Here is an 18135-nt window from a genome sequence, read left to right as displayed (position 1 = left end):
AGGGCGATCGGCGAAAGCCGGTCGCCTTATTCGTTTCCGTCCACCTCACGCAGGCGGTAGCCGACGCCGGTCTCGGTGATGATGTAGCGTGGCTGGTCCGGGGTCTTCTCGATCTTCTGGCGCAGCTGGCGCACATAGACCCTGAGATACTGGACATCGGTCGAGTCGTTCCAGATCTGCTTCATCAGGAACTGGTGCGTCAGCACCTTGCCGGCATACTGCACGAGCATGCGCAGGATGTCGTATTCCTTGGGCGACAGTTTCACTTCCTTGCCCTCGACCTTGACGATGCGCTTGACCAGGTCGACGGAGAGGTCACCGGTATGGAATACCGGCTTCTCACCCTGCTGCTGGAATTTGTGGCGCAGCGCCACGCGGATGCGCGCGATCAGCTCGTTCATGCCGAAAGGCTTGGTCACGTAGTCGTCGGCGCCGAGCTCTAGCGCCGAGACGATACCGGCCTCGTCGGTGCGGCTGGACAGGATGACGACCGGAACGTCGAGGCCGTCGGCGCGCCATTTGCCGAGCAGCTCGAGGCCGGTCATGCCGGGCAGGCCGAGATCGAGCAGGATAAGGTCGGGCCGTTCTATCTGCATGAGTTCGATAGCCGCCTTGGCGTTCGGCGCCTCGGAGACCGTGTAGCCCTGGCTGCCGAGGCCGACGCGCAGCAATTTGCGGATCGGCGGTTCGTCGTCGACGACCAATATGGAAACGGTCTGATTTGTCATGCCGCATCGTCCGTAAGGGGCGTGCCCAGCGCTGGCAACTCAGCCGGCACCGGCATGCGGATGGTGAAGATCGCGCCCGGACGATCGGTGCGGTTGGCGGCCGCGATCGTGCCGCCCATCGCCTCGATGAAGCCACGGCTGATCGATAGGCCGAGGCCCGTGCCGGCGCGCACCTGGTCGCGCTTGCGCACACGGTAGAAGGTGTCGAATATCCGTTCCAGATCATCCGGCGGGATGCCCGGTCCCTCGTCCATCACCTGCAGGATGACGGCGCCATTGTCGACCCAGGCCTGCAGCCGGATGGCCGAGCCGGGCGAGGCGTATTTGGCGGCATTGTCGAGGAGGTTGAACAATGCCTGCTCGAACAGAACCGGATCAAGCCGCAGCATCGGCAGGTCGGCCGGAATGTCGGTCTCTATTCTGTGCTCGGCGGTGATCTTCTGCGCCCGGTTCAACGCCGATCCGACGACGTCGCCGACATAGTGGAATGCGTGGTTCGGCTCCATCGCGCCCGACTCGATCCTGGTCATGTCGAGCAGATTGGCGATGAAGCGGTTCAGCCGTTCCGCCTCGCTGACAACCGTCGCCAGCAGGTCCGCGCGATCCTTTTCCGGCAGCGCCGGCGCGAATTCCTTCAGCGTGCCGGCCGCGCCCAGGATCGCGGCAAGCGGCGTCTTGAGGTCATGCGAGATCGAGGTGAGCAGCGCCGAGCGCAACCGGTCCGCTTCGGCGGCCAGCCTGGCGCGGTCGACATCGGCGACGAGCTGGACGCGCTCGATGGCGACCGCTGCCTGGTCGGCCAGGGCGTCGAGCAGCCGCTGCTGCTCGGGCGTCAGCAGCGGCCCTTGCTTGTCGTTGTCGAGGCCGACCACGCCGATCGCGGTCCGCCCCGTCCGCAAGGGGAGGTAGAGACGTTTTGCGCCCGGCAAGGTGTCGGCGCCGCGGCCGGCGGCGCGGTTGTGCTCCCAGGCCCAGCGGGCCGCCGCGATGTCGGCCTCGGCCAGCGTGTCGTCGGGCGGATAGCCGGCCTTCACGGTGATCGTGCCGTTTTCGGGCAGCAGCAGCACCACGCGGACTTTCAGCATCGAAGCGATCTGGAAGGCGGTGGCCCACAACACGTCGTCGAGCGTGCCGGCGCCCGCGAGCTTTTTCGAGAAGGAATAGATATCTTCCGTTGCGCGTGCGCGCGAACGCGCGGCGACCGCCTGGCGCTGCACGCGCGCGGTCAGATTGCTGGCGATGACGGCGACAACGAGGAAGACGCAGAATGCGACGATGCTCTCTGGATCTCTGATCGTCAGCGTGTAACGCGGCGGAAGGAAAAAGAAGTTGAAGGCAAGGGCACTGACGAGACAGGCGTACAGCGCCGGCCAGAGTCCTGAGGTCACGGCCGATGTCAGCACCGCCAGTAGAAAGACGATCGCTAGATTGCGAACGTCGAGAAACTGATCGAGAACCGTGCTGACCGCCAACGAACCTGTGACATAGGCGGTGGCAAGCAGGTAAGGCCAGACATCAAACGGCCTCTGTTCCGTCGCCGTGCCGACCCTCCTTGACGGCGCCTCTTTATTTCGCTCGGTTCCCGAAATGACGTGAACGCTGATGTCGCCGGCATTGCGGATTAGATCATAGGTGAGCGAGCCCTCGATCAGTTCCCGCCAGCGTGAGCGGGTCGGCCTGCCGATGACTATATGGGTGAAGTTGTTCGCCGTCGCGTGGTGCACGATGTCCTGGGCGACGTTCTGGCCGGGGATGGTCGTCACCTCGGCGCCGAGCTGCTCGGCAAGGCGCAGGTTCATCGCCAGGCGGTCCTTGTCGTCCTCGGATAGGCCTGCCAGGCGTGGCGTGTCGATATGCAGCGCCGTCCAGGGCGCGCGCAGCCGGTCGGCGAGCCGGCGCGCATAGCGGATGCGGGCCGCTCCGCCAGGTTGCGAGTCGACGCAGACGAGAACCCGCTCGCCGGCGGCCCAAGGCCCCGGAATGGCGTGCGACTGCATGTGGTTGAGCAGTTGCTCGTCGACGCGCTGGGCCGTGCGGCGCAAGGCCAGCTCGCGCAGCGCCGTCAGATTGCCCGGCGAAAAGTAATTCTCGATCGCGCGCTGCGCGGTGTTGGGGAAATAGACCTTGCCGTCCTGCAGCCGTTTGATCAGGTCGTCGGGAGTGAGGTCGATGATCTCGATGTCGTCGGCCTCGTCGAGGATGGAATCGGGAACCGTCTCGCGCACCCGGACGCGCGTGATCTGGGCGACGACGTCGTTCAGGCTTTCGACATGCTGGATGTTGAGCGTGGTGTAGACGTCGATGCCTTGCGCAAGGATCTCCTGCACATCGAGATAGCGTTTGGGATGCCGGCTACCGGGCGCGTTGGTGTGGGCAAGCTCGTCGACCAGGACCAGCGCAGGGCGCCGCTTCAGGATGGCGTCGATGTCCATCTCGTCGAGGGTTTGGCCGCGATACTCGACCAGGCGGCGCGGGATCACCTCATAGCCGTCGACCAGGGCCTGGGTTTCCTTGCGGCCGTGCGTCTCGACGATGCCGATCACGACATCGGTGCTGTCGGCGCGGCGGGCGCGGCCCGCCATCAGCATCTCGTAGGTCTTGCCGACGCCGGGCGCGGCGCCGAGAAATATGCGCAGACGGCCACGGCCCTCGCGCTCGGCATGCTCGAGGAGCGCGTCGGGGGAGGGTCGGTTCTTAGGGTCGGTCCTGTCGTCCGGCATCAGGTCCAATCATGAATTGCGCCGGGAACCGTGTCGATCCCCGGCGCGGGCGGATTACTTCAGCTCGTCCAGCGCCAGGTTCAGCGCCAGCACGTTGACAACCGGCTCGCCGAGGATGCCGAGCTCGCGATCCTCGACATGGCTGTCGACGAGCGCCTTCACCTTGGTCTCGTCCACACCGCGGGCCTTGGCGACGCGCGGCACCTGGAAATAGGCGGCCTCCGGGCTGATGTCGGGATCGAGGCCGCTACCCGAGGTGGTGACGAGGTTCATCGGCACCGGCTGGTTCGGGTTCTCGGTCTTCAGCTTCCCGGCGTCGCCCTTGATGCGCTCGATGAGCTTGGGATTTGTCGGGCCGAGATTCGAGCCGCCTGAGGAGGCGGCGTTGTAACCGTCGCCGGCTGCCGACGGCCGGCCATGGAAATAGCGGTCGCCGGCGAAAGCCTGGCCGATCAGGCTGGAGCCGATGACCTTGCCATCTTTCTGGATGAGGCTGCCATTGGCCTGGGCCGGAAACAGCGCCTGGGCGATGCCGGTCATGCCGATCGGATAGATGAGGCCGGTCAGCACCGTGAAGAAGACGATCATGACAAAAGCGGGTCTGAGTTGCTTGAACATCAGGGTCAATCCTTATGCGAGGCCGAGGGCCGTGACGATCAGGTCGATCGCCTTGATGCCGACGAACGGCACGACGATGCCGCCGAGGCCATAGACCAGCAGGTTGCGGGTGAGCAGCGAGCCGGCGCCGATGGCGCGGTATTTCACGCCCTTCAGCGACAGCGGGATCAGCGCGATGATGATCAGCGCGTTGAAGATGATGGCCGACAAGATTGCGCTTTGCGGCGTCGCCAGATGCATGATGTTGAGCGCCTGCAGCGGACCGGTGGACTGGCCGGGCGCGACGTAGAAGACCGCGAACATCGCCGGGATGATGGCGAAGTACTTGGCCACGTCGTTGGCGATCGAGAAGGTTGTCAGCGAGCCGCGCGTCATCAGCAGCGCCTTGCCGATCTCGACGATCTCGATCAGCTTGGTCGGGTCGCTGTCGAGGTCGACCATGTTGCCGGCCTCGCGCGCGGCGACGGTGCCGGTGTTCATGGCGACGCCGACATCGGCCTGGGCGAGCGCAGGCGCGTCGTTGGTGCCGTCGCCACACATGGCAACCAGCTTGCCCTTGGCCTGTTCCTCGCGGATCAGCGACAGCTTGTTCTCGGGCGTGGCCTGGGCGAGGAAGTCGTCGACGCCGGCTTCGGCGGCGATGGCCGCGGCGGTGAGCGGGTTGTCGCCGGTGATCATCACTGTGCGGATGCCCATCTTGCGCAGCTCCGCGAAACGCTCGGCTATGCCGCCCTTGACGATGTCCTTGAGGTGGACGACGCCGAGCAGGCGGCCGTCGCGCTCGACCGCCAGCGGCGTGCCGCCGGCCTTGGCGATCTCGGCGGCGATGGCCTGCAGATCGCGGATGGTGTCGCTGGTCGGACGGGTTCCGTGAGCGGCCGTCGTCGCCTGGCTGACATGGGCGAGCACCGCGTCGACGGCGCCCTTGCGCACGGACGAGCCGTCGATGTCGACGCCGCTCATGCGGGTCTGCGCGGTGAAGGGTACGAAAGCCGCATGCAGCGTGGCCATGTCGCGGGCACGGATACCGTATTTCTCCTTGGCCAGCACGACGATGGAGCGGCCTTCCGGCGTCTCGTCGGCCAAAGAGGCGAGCTGTGCCGCATCAGCCAATTCCTGCTCGGTGACGCCCTTGACCGGACGGAACTCGGTTGCCTGGCGGTTGCCGAGCGTGATGGTGCCGGTCTTGTCGAGGAGAAGCGTGTCGACGTCGCCGGCGGCCTCGACGGCGCGGCCGGACATGGCAAGCACGTTGAAGCGCACGAGACGATCCATGCCGGCGATGCCGATGGCCGACAGCAGCGCGCCGATCGTGGTCGGGATCAGCGTGACGAAGAGCGCAACGAGGATCGTCACCGGGATATAGCCGCCGGAATAGGAAGCGAAGCTCGGAATGGTCGCGGTGGCCAGCACGAAGATCAACGTCATGCCGACAAGCAGGATGTTGAGCGCGATCTCGTTCGGTGTCTTCTGGCGCTCGGCGCCCTCAACCAGCGAGATCATGCGGTCGAGGAAGGTGTGGCCGGATGCGGCTGAGATGCGCACGCGGATCCAGTCCGACAGAACCTGGGTGCCGCCGGTGACGGCGGAGCGGTCGCCGCCGGATTCGCGGATGACGGGCGCGGATTCGCCGGTGATCGCGGCTTCGTTGACGGAGGCCACGCCTTCGATCACCTCGCCGTCGGACGGGATGATGTCGCCGGCCTCTACCAGCACGACGTCGCCGACCTTCAGGCTGGTCCCAGGGACCAGCTTGAATTTGGTGCGGTCGCCGTTGACGAGCAGCTTGGCCTGGGTCTCGGTGCGCGCCTTGCGCAGCGAGTCGGCCTGCGCCTTGCCACGGCCCTCGGCTACGGCCTCGGCGAAATTGGCGAACAGCACGGTGAACCACAGCCAGATGATGATCTGCAAGGTGAAACCGAGATCGCCGCTGCCGGTGACCAGGTCGCGGATGAAAAGCACTGTGGTGAGCAGCGAGACGACCGCAACGACGAACATCACCGGATTCCTGACCAGCGTGCGCGGATCAAGCTTGCGGAAGGCGCCGCCGATGGCGGGCACCAGGATGCGGGCATCCATAATGCTCGCGGATTTGGATTGGCTCATTTTCGGGCTCCGGTATCGGTTATGTTGGACGGCGCCGGGTGTTCGGTCTTCGGGAACAGGTGCGGAAGGCCGGTGGCCAGCAGCCACAGCACGAACAGCACGGCCGCCATGCCGAGAAAGGTTGAAAGCGTCGGGAAAGGACGAGGCTTCTCGTCCCTTCCGTTGTCGGGGGCTCCGTCACCGGTCTGGTGACGGTCGTCCCGACGTATCTGGTTGAACCAGGGCATGGTCATCTCAGAAGGTCTGTCCGTGGATCATCGCCAGATGCTCGACGATCGGACCGACGGCGAGCGACGGAAAGAAGGTGAGGCCGCCGACGATGACGATGACGCCGACCAGGAGGCCGACGAACAGCGTGCCGTCGGTCGGGAAGGTGCCGGCGGAGGCGGGCACGGTCTTCTTGGCGGCCAGCGAGCCGGCGATGGCCAAAGCCGGAATGATGACCAGGAAGCGGCCCATCAGCATGCCGATAGCACCCGTGAGGTTGAACCAGGGCGTGTTGCCGGTGAGGCCGGCAAAGGCGGAGCCGTTATTGGCGGCCGACGACGTGTAGGCATAGAGGACCTCGGAGAAGCCGTGCGGGCCGCCATTGGCCATCGAGGCCACCGCGCTCGGCAGGACCACGGCGATTGCCGTGAAGATGAGCATCGCCAGCGGCAGGCACAGAATGGCCAGCACCGCCATCTTGACCTCCTTGGCTTCGATCTTCTTGCCGAGATATTCCGGCGTGCGGCCGACCATCAGGCCGGCGACGAAGACGGCGACGACGACGAACATCAGGATGCCGTAGAAGCCGGCGCCGACGCCGCCGACGATCACCTCGCCGAGCTGCATGTTGATGATCGGGATCATGCCGCCAAGCGCGGTAAACGAGTCATGCATGGCATTGACCGCGCCGCAGGAGGCGGAGGTGGTAATGACCGCGAACAGTGTCGACAGGGCGATGCCGAAGCGCGTCTCCTTGCCTTCCATGTTGCCGCCGTCGATGCCCAGCGCGTGAACCAGCGGGTTGCCGGCAGCCTCGGCCCAGTAGCAGACGATGACGCCGGCGATGAACAGCACGCCCATGGAGGCGAGGATCGCCCAGCCCTGGCGCTCGCTGCCGACCATGCGGCCGAAGACGTTGGTGAGGCCAGCGCCCAGCACGAAGATCGTCAGCATCTGGATCAGGTTGGAGATCGCGTCCGGATTCTCGAACGGATGCGCGGCATTGGCGTTGAAGAAGCCGCCGCCATTGGTACCGAGCATCTTGATGGCGACCTGCGATGCGACCGGTCCGAGCGCGATGGTCTGCTTGGCGCCTTCCAGCGTGGTGGCATCGACATACGGACCAAGCGTCTGCGGGATGCCCAGCCAAACATAGACCAGCGTCAGCACGATACACATAGGCAGGAGCAGGTAGAGCGTGCAGCGGGTCAGATCGACCCAGAAATTGCCGATCGACTTGCCGGAGGCGCGGGCGAAGCCGCGGATCAAGGCAACCGCGATGGCGATGCCGGTGGCGGCCGAGACGAAGTTCTGGACGGTGAGGCCGGCCATCTGCACGAGATAGGACATCGTGCTTTCGCCGCCGTAGTTCTGCCAGTTGGTGTTGGTGACGAAGCTGGCGGCGGTGTTGAAGGCTAGCTCAGGGTCGACCGCGCTCATGCCGGCCGGATTGTAGGGCAGAACGCCCTGCAGCCGCTGCAGCGTGTAAAGGACCAGCAGGCCGACGAGGTTGAAGAGCAGCATGCCCGTCGCATAGACGGCCCAGTGCTGTTCTTCCCTGTCGCTTGTGCCGGCCAGGCGATAGAGGCCACGCTCGATGGGGACGAGCACCGGCGACAGCAAGGTGCGATCACCGCTGAAAACGCGGTACATGTAGCCGCCGAACGGCTTCACGAGCAAAAGCAGGATCCCGCAATAGATGATGATCTGTATCCAGCCATTTATAGTCATGATGGGCTCTCCCGGGTACCGGTCAGAAACGCTCTGGGCGGATGAGCGCGTAGGTGAGGTAGGCAAGCAGGAACAAGGTCACCGCGCCGCCGAGGATGTAGTCGAAAAGCATGGAAGGGCCCTTTCTCAGATTCTGTCGCAGGCTTTGACGTAGGCTAAGGACAGGACGAAGAATAAAATCCCGATCCCGAGAACGATGAGGTCCATTGCAGGTGTTCCTTGTTTTCGCTCGTGCTTTCCCGCCTGATACCGGTGGGATCAAAACTGCATGCGAACGCGCGTCACCTTGGAGGTGACAGCGATCGAAGCTTCTTTTCGGAGTGAAATATGGACCCGATCGCCATAAAGGTTCGAGACGGAGCGGGTGGGAAAGATATAGGAATTTTATAGGGGTTTTGACTGGCCCGGCCCGCCAGCTCCGGTTGGCTAATGTGCGTTGGCAGATCCCATGCCTCGGCGATTGGCCGAGATGCCTATCGCGGTCGTCATCCACGGGCGGAGCAAGGAGCGCAGCGACGCGCGCAGACCCGAGGATCCATGCCGCGACTTGGAAGCGCCGTGGCGGTCCAGAATTCTGCACGGTTGCACACTTCGGTCCAGGTAACGGAATGGATTCCAGGGTCTGCGCGCGTCGCTTCGCTCCTTGCTCCGCCCTGGAATGACGAGGTTCAGGAGCCTTCAGCTCATCGCCGGCGTTTGCGCTGACTACCCCAACGGACGTTGATAGCCTTGCCGGACAAGGGGGATGCCTACAGCGCCGGCCGCCGGCCCTTCCAGGGCATTTCCTCTTCCAGCTGCGATGACAGCGCCAGCACCGTCGCCTCGTCGCCGTAATGGCCAACGAGCTGCACGCCGATCGGCACCCCACCGGCCGACTGCCCGAGCGGCAATGAGATCGCCGGCAGGCCGGAGATGTTGAAGGGGAAGTTGAAGACCGCGTCGCTCCATTTGGCGTTGTAGCGATCGAGGTCGGTTTCCGACATGTCGTAATAGCCGAGCGGGCGCGGCAACTGCGTCAGCGTCGGGGTGATGAAGATGTCATAGGGGTTGAGGTCGCCGACGATGTCGCGGCCGATCAGCCTCAACTGCTCGACATCGGAAATATGCTTGATGCCGCTGGTCGCGCGGCCGCGCTGGATGATCGCCCAGGTCAACGGTTCGACATCGTTCGGCGTCAGGGGGCGGCCGACCAGGGTCTCCAGAAAACCGAAAGTGGCGGCCGTCTGCACGCAGGTCATGTCGGTGTAGGTTTTCCATATGGTATCGGCGTCGAGCGGCATGTCGTGCTCCTCGACATCGTGGCCGAGGCGTTCCAGCGTGGCGACCGTGGAGAGCACGGTCGCCTTGACGTCAGGATCGATCGCCGTGCCGTTGGGCGGCGTGACGGTAAAGCCGATGCGCAGTTTCTTCGGCGCCCGCGCGGAAAGGCTGAGCCAGCTGCTCTCCGGCACCGGCGGTGTGTAGGCGTCGCCGGGCAGGGCGCCGGCCACCGCGTCGAGATAGGCGGCGGTGTCGCGCACGGTGCGTGAGCAGCAGAGGAAATAGGCGCCGCCATACCAATAATCGCCGAAGGGCGCCAGGCTGACGCGGCCGCGCGATGGCTTCAGGCCGACAATGCCGCAGCAGGAAGCCGGCACGCGGATCGAGCCGGCGCCGTCGCTGGCCTCGGCGATCGGCACCATGCCCGAGGCGATCGCGGCCGCGGCGCCGCCGCTCGAGCCGCCCGGCGTGATGCCTTCCTTCCACGGGTTCTTCGTCGTGCCGTAGAGTTTTGGCTCGGTGGTGATCGACCAGCCATTCTCCGGCGCGTTGGATTTGCCAACGAGGATAAGGCCCGCCGCCTTGATGCGGCCCACGACCTCGCTGTCGGAATCGGCGACGAAATCCTTGAGATAGCGGCAGGAATTGGTGAGGGGCGCGCCGGTCCAGGACGAAGCGAGCTCCTTGAGCAGATAGGGGACGCCGGCGAAGGGCGCGGTTTTGTCCACTGTTTTTGCCTGGGCGCGTGCCATGTCGTAGAGGCGATGGATGACGGCATTGAGCTGTGGGTTGAGGCGTTCGATCGTGGTGATCGCAGCTTCGACAAGCTCGGCCGGGGAAACCTCGCCGCGCTTCACCAGTCCGGCGAGTGCCAGCGCGTCGGACTGGGTGTAGGTTTCGAGCAAGCTCTTCGAGATCGCAGCCATGTGTTCCTCCCACTTGGTAGTGCCGTCAGCTGAGAACTGGCTCGGACTCACCCTCACCCAGCCTCCGCTTCGCTCGGCTGACCTCTCCCCGGTGGGGAGAGGAGATTGTCGGCGCCGGCGCCAATCTCTTCTCCCCACCGGGGAGAAGGTGGCCGCGAAGCGGCCGGATGAGGGGGCGTGGCGCTCCCTTGACCGAGAACCCTCAGGCCAGCTCGACGGTGCGCTTTTCCGCGATGCTCTGCTCGGCCGCCAGCACGATGCGCAGGCTGTTGACCGCGGCATCCATCTGCTCGGTCAAATCGAGGTCCTCGCGGATGGCGCGCAAGAAGAAGGCCTGCTCGCGGTCGCAAAGCTCCTGATGTCCAGGCTCGTCCTCCATGCTGACGATCTCGTCGGGCTTGGAGAAGTTCTTGTCGCCGTCGACCTGCGCGTAATGGATCTTCAGCGCGTCGGTCTTGGTGTGGCGGTCGATGTCGGCGGAATCGGAAACCTCCTCGGTATCCTTGGCGCCGCCTGCCTGTTGGCCGGCGACGATCGAGACGGCGCCCTTGGGGCCGACCACGTCCTTCACGAAATAGGCCGTCTCGCTCATCATCGGGCCCCAGCCCGCTTCGTACCAGCCGACCGAGCCGTCATCGAAGGTGACGTGCAAATGGCCGTAATTCTGCTTGTCGGCCTCGGCCCAGAGTTTTGCACCAATGCCGTGCACGCGCACCGGCTTGGCGCCGGTCAGCTGGCACATGACGTCGACATAGTGGACGCCGCAATCGACGATCGGGATCAGCGAGTCGATCAGGTTCTTGTGCCAATGCCAGGCGGTGCCGCTGCTCTGCTGGTTGAGGTTCAGGCGCATCACCAAAGGCTTGCCGAGCGTCTTGCCGACCTCGATGAATTTGATCCAGGACGGGTGGACGCGCAGGATGTAGCCCAGCACCAGCTTGCGGTTCTTCGCCCGCGCCGCGGCCACCACCTTCTCGGCATCCGCGATGTTGGTGGCCAAGGGCTTTTCCATGAACACGTGGCAGTTGGCGGCGATCGCCTTCAGCGCGTATTCGGCATGCGTGTTCGGCCAGCTGTTGATCGAGACCGCGTCCGGCCTGGTCTCCTTCAGCGCCAGGTCGAAGTCCTCATAGAGCGGGTAGCCGGCAAGCTCTTTCGGGATCTTCTTGTTGCTCTTGATGTTGCGGCTCATGATGCCGACGATCTCGAAGCCGTCGGAGCGGTGATAGGCGCTGGCATGCGAAGCGCCCATATTGCCCAGACCAACCACCAGAATTCTTACCTTGTCGGCCATGTCAGCCTCCCAAATTTCTTGATTCAATCATGGGCGGCGATCGATCGCCGCTCGTATGTCTATCCGAGACAACCACCTTAGCTCAGGGCCGCCGCTCATTACCGGCTCCTTCCTCTCCCCCGTCGATCGGGGGAGAGGTGTCGAGCAAAGCTCGACGGAGCGGGGGTCGACCTTCGCCGCGCGCCTGAGGTGCCCACCAGATTGTGCCTGTCTTGCAGCGATTACGCGTTGGCGACGCCTCCCCCCACTCCGTCGCCGCTTCGCGGCGCCACCTCTCCCCCCTCCGGAGGGAGAGGAAAGGAGCCTCACTTCACCGCCGAGTCGAACAGGTGCGCCTTGATCTTGTCGACGTCGAGCGCGGCAAAGCCCTCCGACAGTTTTACGCCGTCGGCATCGGCCTTGACCTTGGCCTTGTCGAAGTCGTTGGCGGCCGGGATGAGGTCGTTGGTGCAGACGTCCTCGGCTTTCACCGGCGCGGTGATCTGGCCGATCTTGAGGATCTCGTCGAAGAAGCCCTGCCAGCTCGCCATGTCGTGCGAGCCCCAGCCGCCGCGCTTGTCCATGTCGCCGCGGAACACGTTGATCTGCTGCAGGATCGAGGTGGTGCCAAGCTCCGGCCCGAGGTTCTTGGCCAAGGTCGGGAACTGCTCGAACACCGCTTCGACCGCGGCGCGCGGGTTCTGGTAGCCGAATTCGAGGCCCATCGCCCAGCCGCGCAGGTATTTCTCCAGGAAGGCCTTCTTGTCGGCGTCCTCGAGGTCGGCGGCGCGCACGACGAAAGTGTTGGCCGGCAGCTTGGAATTCTTGACGCCCAGCCAGTATTCGAAGTCGAGCCCCTTGGCGATCCATTCGGCGCGCAGCCCCTCCCAGGACAGCGCCGCGTCGCCCTGGCCGCCGGCGAGCGCCGTGCCCCAGGTCGGCCAGCCGGCCTCGACATATTTCACCTTCTTGATGTCGACGCCCTGGGCGGCAAGCAGCGGATCGACGATCGCCTGCCAGGCGGCGGAGCCGAGCAGGATGGTCTTGCCTTCGAGGTTCTTGAGGTTGTTGGTGCCCTGGCCCTTGCGGAAGGCGAGGCTGAAGGTGTCGCGCGCGCCCATATGGAAGACGGACTTCAGCTTCATGCCGTTCTGGATGGCGAAAGAGAAGACGCCGGGCGAGGGGAAGCCCATGTCGGCCTGGCCGACATCGACGAACTTCACCGTCGCCGTGCCATCCGACGGGCCCGGCTGCATGTCGGTGTTGAGGTCGCCGAAATAGCCCGCCTTCTTGGCCGACCAATAGGGATAGTCGTCCAGCACTTCGAGCGTGCCGCGCGGGGAGATCCAGGTGAACTTCTCATAGCCCGCCGCCCTGGCCTTCAGGCCGGACGCGCCGAGCGCGGTGGCGGTCACGACGCCCGCCGCCGTCACCTGCAGGAAGTAGCGGCGGCTGATGCCGGCCGGAACGTTGGAATGGATCGGATTGTCGTTGGTCATGGCACTCCCCTTTTGTTGATTGCTTGCCTTCGCCCGCCTCCCGGGCGACTTCATCCTTTCGCGCTCACGTCTCCCAGCTCGCCCATTTCTTGCCGATCAGGAAGAAGAGCACGTAGATCAGGATGCCGAGCGTCGACAGGATCAGCACCACCGCGAAGAATTGCGGCATCTGGATCATCGACGAATACGAGGTGAGCCGGTTGCCGAGGCCGAAGCCGCCGCCGACCATCTCGGCGCCGACGGCGGTGAGCAGGCCGAAGATCGCGCCGATCATCAGGCCGACCAGGATCATCGGCAGCGCCATCGGCGCACGGATCTTCCAGAAGATCTGCAAGGTGCTGGCGCCATAGGAACGGGCCAAAGTGATCTTGGCGCTGTCGACGCGGCGGAAGCCGGTCGCGGCATTGATCATCACCATCGGGCCGGCAGCCAGGGCCACGGCGATGATGCGCGGCGTGTAGCCGAAGCCGAAGCGCAGGATGAGCAGTGGCACCAACGCCAGCATCGGCGTGGTGACGAGGATCAGGATATACGGCGCGACGATCTTTTCGGCGAAAGGGAACTGGGTGATCACCGCCGCCATCACCAGGCCGACAATGGCGCCGATGGCGAAGCCTGAGACGAGCTCGACCAGCGTATAACCGAGATGCGGCGCGATCAGCGGGAACTCGTCGAACAAGGCATAGGCGATCGAGCTCGGCGGCGGCATGATGTATTGCGGCACGTGGAAGATGCGCAGCGCCAGCTCGATGCCGCCGATGATCACCACCGCGACGGCGAGGATCGCCGCCACCTCGGCGCCGGACTTGATGCCGGGGCCGCTGGCGAAGGCCGAAAGATTGGTCAGGCTGACGTCCTGCCCGTCTCCCGATTTGGCCTTCGAGAATTCCGGAATGGCGTCGCCTCCGCTCACGGCCTGATCCTCACGATTTCGGCCGACGGCCGTTCCGGTGCGATCGGCCGGACGCGCTCGCCGACAATGTCCATCTTGATCTTGTTGGTGAGGTCGAAGACTTCCTTCGTCGCCATGATCTCCAGCGAGCGCGGCCGCGGAAACGGCACGTCGTAGACCTTGGCGACGCGGCCCGGCCTTGTCGTCAGCACCACCACGCGGTCGGAGAGGAAGATCGCTTCCTCGATGCTGTGGGTGATGAAGACGATGGTGGTCTTGGTGTCGAGCCAGATCTCCTCGACGAGGCGGTTCATCTCTTCGCGGGTGAAGCTGTCGAGCGCGCCGAAGGGCTCGTCCATCAAGAGCACCGAAGGTTTCAGCGCCAGCGCGCGCACGATCGCGGCGCGCTGCTGCATGCCGCCGGAAAGCTCGCGCGGGAACTTGCCGCCGAAGCCATCGAGCCCGACGCGATTGAGCAGATGCGCGATCCAGGCGCGGTCGGGTTTCTCGCCCTTGATCTCGAAGGGGAAGTTGATGTTGGCATCGAGATTGCGCCAGGGCAAAAGGTTCGCTTCCTGGAAGACGATGCCGATCTCGGGGCGCGGGCCGGTGATCTCCTTGCCGTCGAGCAGGATCGCGCCCGCGGTCAGGCGATGCAGGCCCGACATCGACCATAACAGCGTGGTCTTGCCGCAACCGGAGGGGCCGACGATCGAGACGATCTCGTTGGGCTGAATATCCAGGCTGCAGCGGTCCAGCGCCAGAAGATCGCCAGAGGCCGTTTGATAGACCTTGGTCGCTGCCTGCACGCCGAGCTTCGGCGTTCTTGCGCTTGCCGTACTCATGCTCCCCCTCGGAGACTGCGCGATGTGTTGCCGAGGCCCCATCTGTCCGCGAAATCAGTCTGTAACTATCCTACTTTACTGTCAAGCGGCGGCGAAGAACGGAAGCAATCAGCTTCAATCAGTCTCTATCTAAGCTTATGATTTATCGACATTTTATGATCTCTTGCGATGTGTGTTACTTTCCTACATACTCGCTTCGGTTGATTGCCTATGGCCAGCGGGCGGATAATCGCGAAGATGATAGGTCCCGAAGCGGGCTGGGGAGGACTGGCCAATGACCGAAGCTGACAGCCAGACGTTGCGAACGACCGACGAGGACGGCGACCGACACGACCATGTCCGGCGCTTTCCCGATATCATCTCGCAGGTGAAGGACAGCTATGCGGAACTGCGGCCGGCCGAGCGCCGCGTCGCCGATGTCGTGCTCGACGATGTCAAATATGCAGTCGGCGCTTCCAACGCCGCGCTTGCCCAGCGCGCAGGGGTCAGCGAGCCGACAGTCACCCGCTTCTGCCGCGCCATCGGCTGCGACGGCGTGCGCGATTTCAAGCTGAAGCTGGCGCAGAGCCTCGTCGTTGGCGCGCTCTATCTCAGCACCAAACCACAGCCCGCGAACAGCGACAGCGGCATGCCGTTCTGGAACGCGGTGTTCGGCGAGGCGCGGCGCGCGCTGCAGGAGGCGGAGCGGCAGATCGATCCGGGACAGCTGCAGAAGGCGGCGGAACTGATCGCCAAGGCGCGGCAGGTGACGGTGTTCGGCCTCGGCGGCAGCTCGTCGGCGCTGGCGCAAGAGACACAATACCGCCTGTTTCGCTATGGCATCACGATCAGCGCGCAATGCGATCCCTATTTGATGCGCATGACCGCCTCGACGCTGAAGCCTGGCGACCTGGTGATCGCGATTTCGGCAACCGGCCGTACCCGGGAAGTGATCGAAGCGGTGGAGCTCGCCAAGCATTACCGTGCCAACGCGATCTGCGTGACGGCGCCCGACACCGAGCTGACGCGCGTCTGCGACGTGCGGCTGACGATGGCTGTTCCCGAATATCCCGACACGTTGAAACCGACGGCGTCGCGCTATGCTTTCCTGGCGGCCATCGACCTTCTGGCGGTGGCGACCGCCTACAGGATCGACGGCCCAGCGCGCGAGACGGTGCGCCGGATCAAATACAACGCCCAGATCCATCGGACAGGTAAGGAGATGGAGCCGCTGGGAGATTAGCGACTATCCCTTCTCCCCTTGCGGGAGAAGGTGGCCTCGCGAAGCGAGGTCGGATGAGGGGTGTTCCAGGGAAAGCCGGCGTCTCACTCCGCTGGAGCACCCCTCATCCGTCTCGGCGCTGACGCGCCGATCCACCTTCTCCCACAAGGGGAGAAGGGAAGGCGGCGCCACCGGCTTCGACAAAGAATTCGAACTGCAGATAGGGAACGAAGAACAAATGCTCGACATCGCACCATCGCAACAGGCGGCAACCTGGCTCGGCTCGTTCGGTCGCACGCTAGAGGCCGGCGATATCGAGGCGGCGACGAACCTCTTCGCGGAGGATTGCTACTGGCGCGATCTTTTGACCTTCACATGGAACATCAAGACCATGGAGGGGCAGGCCGCGATCCGCGAGATGCTGAAGGCCACGCTCCATCTAGCGTGGCCGTCGCACTGGCATCTCTCCGGGGAGCCAGGCGTTGACGACGGCACCGTCGAGGCCTGGTTCACCTTCGAGACGACGGTGGCGCGCGGCGAGGGCATCCTGCGGCTCAAGGATGGCCGCTGCCGCACGCTGTTCACGGCGATGAGCGAGCTCAAGGGTTTCGAAGAGCAGAAGGGACCTGCGCGGCCGCTCGGCATCCGCCACAAGGCCGACCCCAAGCGCGAGACCTGGGCGGAAGCAAGAGCGCGCGAGGCGCGCGATCTCGGCGTGCATGAGCAGCCCTACTGCCTGGTGATCGGCGGTGGGCAGGGTGGCATCATGCTGGGCGCCCGGTTGCGGCAGCTCGGCGTGCCTGCGCTGGTCATCGAGAAGAATGCGCGCGCCGGCGATTCCTGGCGCAACCGCTATCGCTCGCTCGTGCTGCACGACCCGGTCTGGTACGACCATCTGCCCTATGTTCCGTTTCCGGAAAACTGGCCGGTCTTTACGCCCAAGGACAAGATGGGCGACTGGCTGGAAATGTATACCCGCGTCATGGAGCTGAACTATTGGGTGGCCACCAAATGCATTAGCGCCGCCTATGACGAGGCCGAGAAGATCTGGACCGTCGTGGTCGATCGCGTCGGCCAGCGCATCACGCTGAAGCCGAAGCACATCGTCTTCGCCACCGGCGCCTATGGTCCGCCGCGGCAGATCGAATTGCCGGGAGCGGAAAGCTTCAAGGGCGAGCTTCTGCATTCGAGCCAGTATTCCACCGGCGAGAAGTTCCGCGGCAAGCGCGTCGCGGTGATCGGTGCTGCAAGCTCGGGGCACGATGTCAGCGTCGATCTGTGGGAAGCGGGCGCCAAGGTCATCATGGTCCAGCGCTCGCCGACGACCGTGGTGAAATCCGACACGCTGATGGATGTCGGCTTCGAGATATTCTCGGAAAAGGCGCTGGCGCGCGGCATCACCACCGACAAGGCCGACATGATCGTCGCCTCCACGCCCTTCGCGCTGGTGCCGAAGGGCCAGCGCGCGCTCTTTGACGTCATCCGGGCGCGCGACGCGGATTTCTACCAGCGCCTCAGCGACAGCGGCTTCGCCATCGACTTCGGCGAGGACGAGACCGGGCTGTTGATGAAGGCCTACCGCACCGGCTCAGGCTACTACATCGATGTCGGCGCCTGCGAGCTGATCCTGAACGGCGAGATCAAGGTGAAGGGCGGCATCGGCATCAAATCGCTGACGCCGAGCGGCATCCTGTTCGAGGACGGCAGCGAATTGGAAGTCGATGCGATTGTCTGCTGCACCGGCTACCAGTCGATGAACGAGACGGTGGCTGCGATCGTCTCGCGCGAGGTCGCCGACAAGGTCGGCCCGTGCTGGGGCCTCGGCTCCGGCGTGAAGGGCGACCCGGGGCCGTGGCAGGGCGAGTTGCGCAACATGTGGAAGCCGACGGCGCAGGAAGCGCTGTGGTTCCATGGCGGGAATCTGGCGCTGTCGAGGTTCTACTCGAAATATGTGGCGCTGCAACTCAAGGCGCGGATGGAAGGGATTGCGACGCCTGTCTATGGGGAGGCGAGTAATGCAAGGCGGTGACGTGGGTAATCCTCTTTGTGAGGGAGATGGCCGGCAGGCCAGAGGGGCGCTGTCCGCCAGCGTTTCAAAACTGAGGTTCCTCGCCCCCGCCAAGGGCGGG

At 64.4% G+C, this 18135-nt stretch carries 14 protein-coding genes; 2 read left to right on the top strand and 12 right to left on the bottom strand.

Annotated features, from left to right (window positions below; translation table 11 throughout):
- Positions 1–26: 26 nt before the first annotated feature.
- The 12 genes from WDX12_RS03905 to WDX12_RS03850 form a co-directional block, all read right to left on the bottom strand.
- A complete protein-coding gene (locus WDX12_RS03905) occupies positions 27–728 on the bottom strand; it encodes a response regulator transcription factor (protein WP_434723994.1) in 702 nt (233 codons plus the stop codon).
- A complete protein-coding gene (locus tag WDX12_RS03900; protein ID WP_434723993.1) occupies positions 725–3448 on the bottom strand; it encodes a DUF4118 domain-containing protein in 2724 nt (907 codons plus the stop codon). Before WDX12_RS03900 ends, WDX12_RS03905 begins: the two co-directional genes overlap by 4 nt.
- Positions 3449–3502: 54 nt before the next feature.
- Complete coding sequence (gene kdpC, locus WDX12_RS03895; protein ID WP_434723992.1) at positions 3503–4066, bottom strand: potassium-transporting ATPase subunit KdpC; 564 nt, start codon at positions 4064–4066, stop codon at positions 3503–3505.
- Positions 4067–4078: 12 nt separating this feature from the next.
- On the bottom strand, positions 4079–6172 hold the full coding sequence (gene kdpB, locus WDX12_RS03890; protein ID WP_320296856.1) for a potassium-transporting ATPase subunit KdpB: 2094 nt from the start codon (positions 6170–6172) through the stop codon (positions 4079–4081).
- Positions 6169–6399, bottom strand: a complete 231-nt coding sequence (locus tag WDX12_RS03885) for a hypothetical protein (protein ID WP_320296855.1) — start codon at positions 6397–6399, stop codon at positions 6169–6171. The genes kdpB and WDX12_RS03885 overlap by 4 nt, the downstream gene beginning before the upstream one ends.
- Positions 6400–6406: 7 nt before the next feature.
- Positions 6407–8110 carry a potassium-transporting ATPase subunit KdpA gene (gene kdpA, locus WDX12_RS03880; protein ID WP_434723991.1) on the bottom strand — a complete coding sequence of 568 codons (1704 nt, stop codon included), beginning with the start codon at positions 8108–8110 and terminating at the stop codon, positions 6407–6409.
- A 22-nt stretch (positions 8111–8132) separates the two neighbouring features.
- Positions 8133–8222: a K(+)-transporting ATPase subunit F gene (locus WDX12_RS03875; protein ID WP_036257910.1), complete on the bottom strand. Its 90-nt coding sequence runs from the start codon at positions 8220–8222 to the stop codon at positions 8133–8135.
- Positions 8223–8859: 637 nt separating this feature from the next.
- Positions 8860–10296, bottom strand: a complete 1437-nt coding sequence (locus WDX12_RS03870; RefSeq protein WP_434723990.1) for an amidase — start codon at positions 10294–10296, stop codon at positions 8860–8862.
- A 202-nt stretch (positions 10297–10498) separates the two neighbouring features.
- The gene (locus WDX12_RS03865) at positions 10499–11590 is read right to left on the bottom strand and encodes a Gfo/Idh/MocA family protein (protein WP_434723989.1); all 1092 of its coding nucleotides are present in this window, start codon (positions 11588–11590) and stop codon (positions 10499–10501) included.
- Between the two features lie 305 nt (positions 11591–11895).
- Positions 11896–13068, bottom strand: a complete 1173-nt coding sequence (locus WDX12_RS03860; RefSeq protein WP_434723988.1) for an ABC transporter substrate-binding protein — start codon at positions 13066–13068, stop codon at positions 11896–11898.
- 64 nt (positions 13069–13132) lie between these two features.
- Positions 13133–13981, bottom strand: a complete 849-nt coding sequence (locus tag WDX12_RS03855) for an ABC transporter permease (RefSeq protein WP_434723987.1) — start codon at positions 13979–13981, stop codon at positions 13133–13135.
- Complete coding sequence (locus tag WDX12_RS03850) at positions 13978–14805, bottom strand: ABC transporter ATP-binding protein (protein WP_320296849.1); 828 nt, start codon at positions 14803–14805, stop codon at positions 13978–13980. The genes WDX12_RS03855 and WDX12_RS03850 overlap by 4 nt, the downstream gene beginning before the upstream one ends.
- A gap of 274 nt (positions 14806–15079) precedes the next feature.
- Between WDX12_RS03850 and WDX12_RS03845 the strand changes: the two genes are divergently transcribed.
- On the top strand, positions 15080–16027 hold the full coding sequence (locus WDX12_RS03845; RefSeq protein WP_320296848.1) for a MurR/RpiR family transcriptional regulator: 948 nt from the start codon (positions 15080–15082) through the stop codon (positions 16025–16027).
- A gap of 217 nt (positions 16028–16244) precedes the next feature.
- On the top strand, positions 16245–18035 hold the full coding sequence (locus tag WDX12_RS03840) for an NAD(P)/FAD-dependent oxidoreductase (RefSeq protein ID WP_434723986.1): 1791 nt from the start codon (positions 16245–16247) through the stop codon (positions 18033–18035).
- Positions 18036–18135: the final 100 nt, after the last annotated feature.

This window comes from Mesorhizobium sp. RIZ17, from assembly GCF_051127865.1.
In the GTDB taxonomy this organism is placed as follows: domain Bacteria; phylum Pseudomonadota; class Alphaproteobacteria; order Rhizobiales; family Rhizobiaceae; genus Mesorhizobium; species Mesorhizobium humile.
This window is presented reverse-complemented; position numbering and strand designations above follow the sequence as displayed.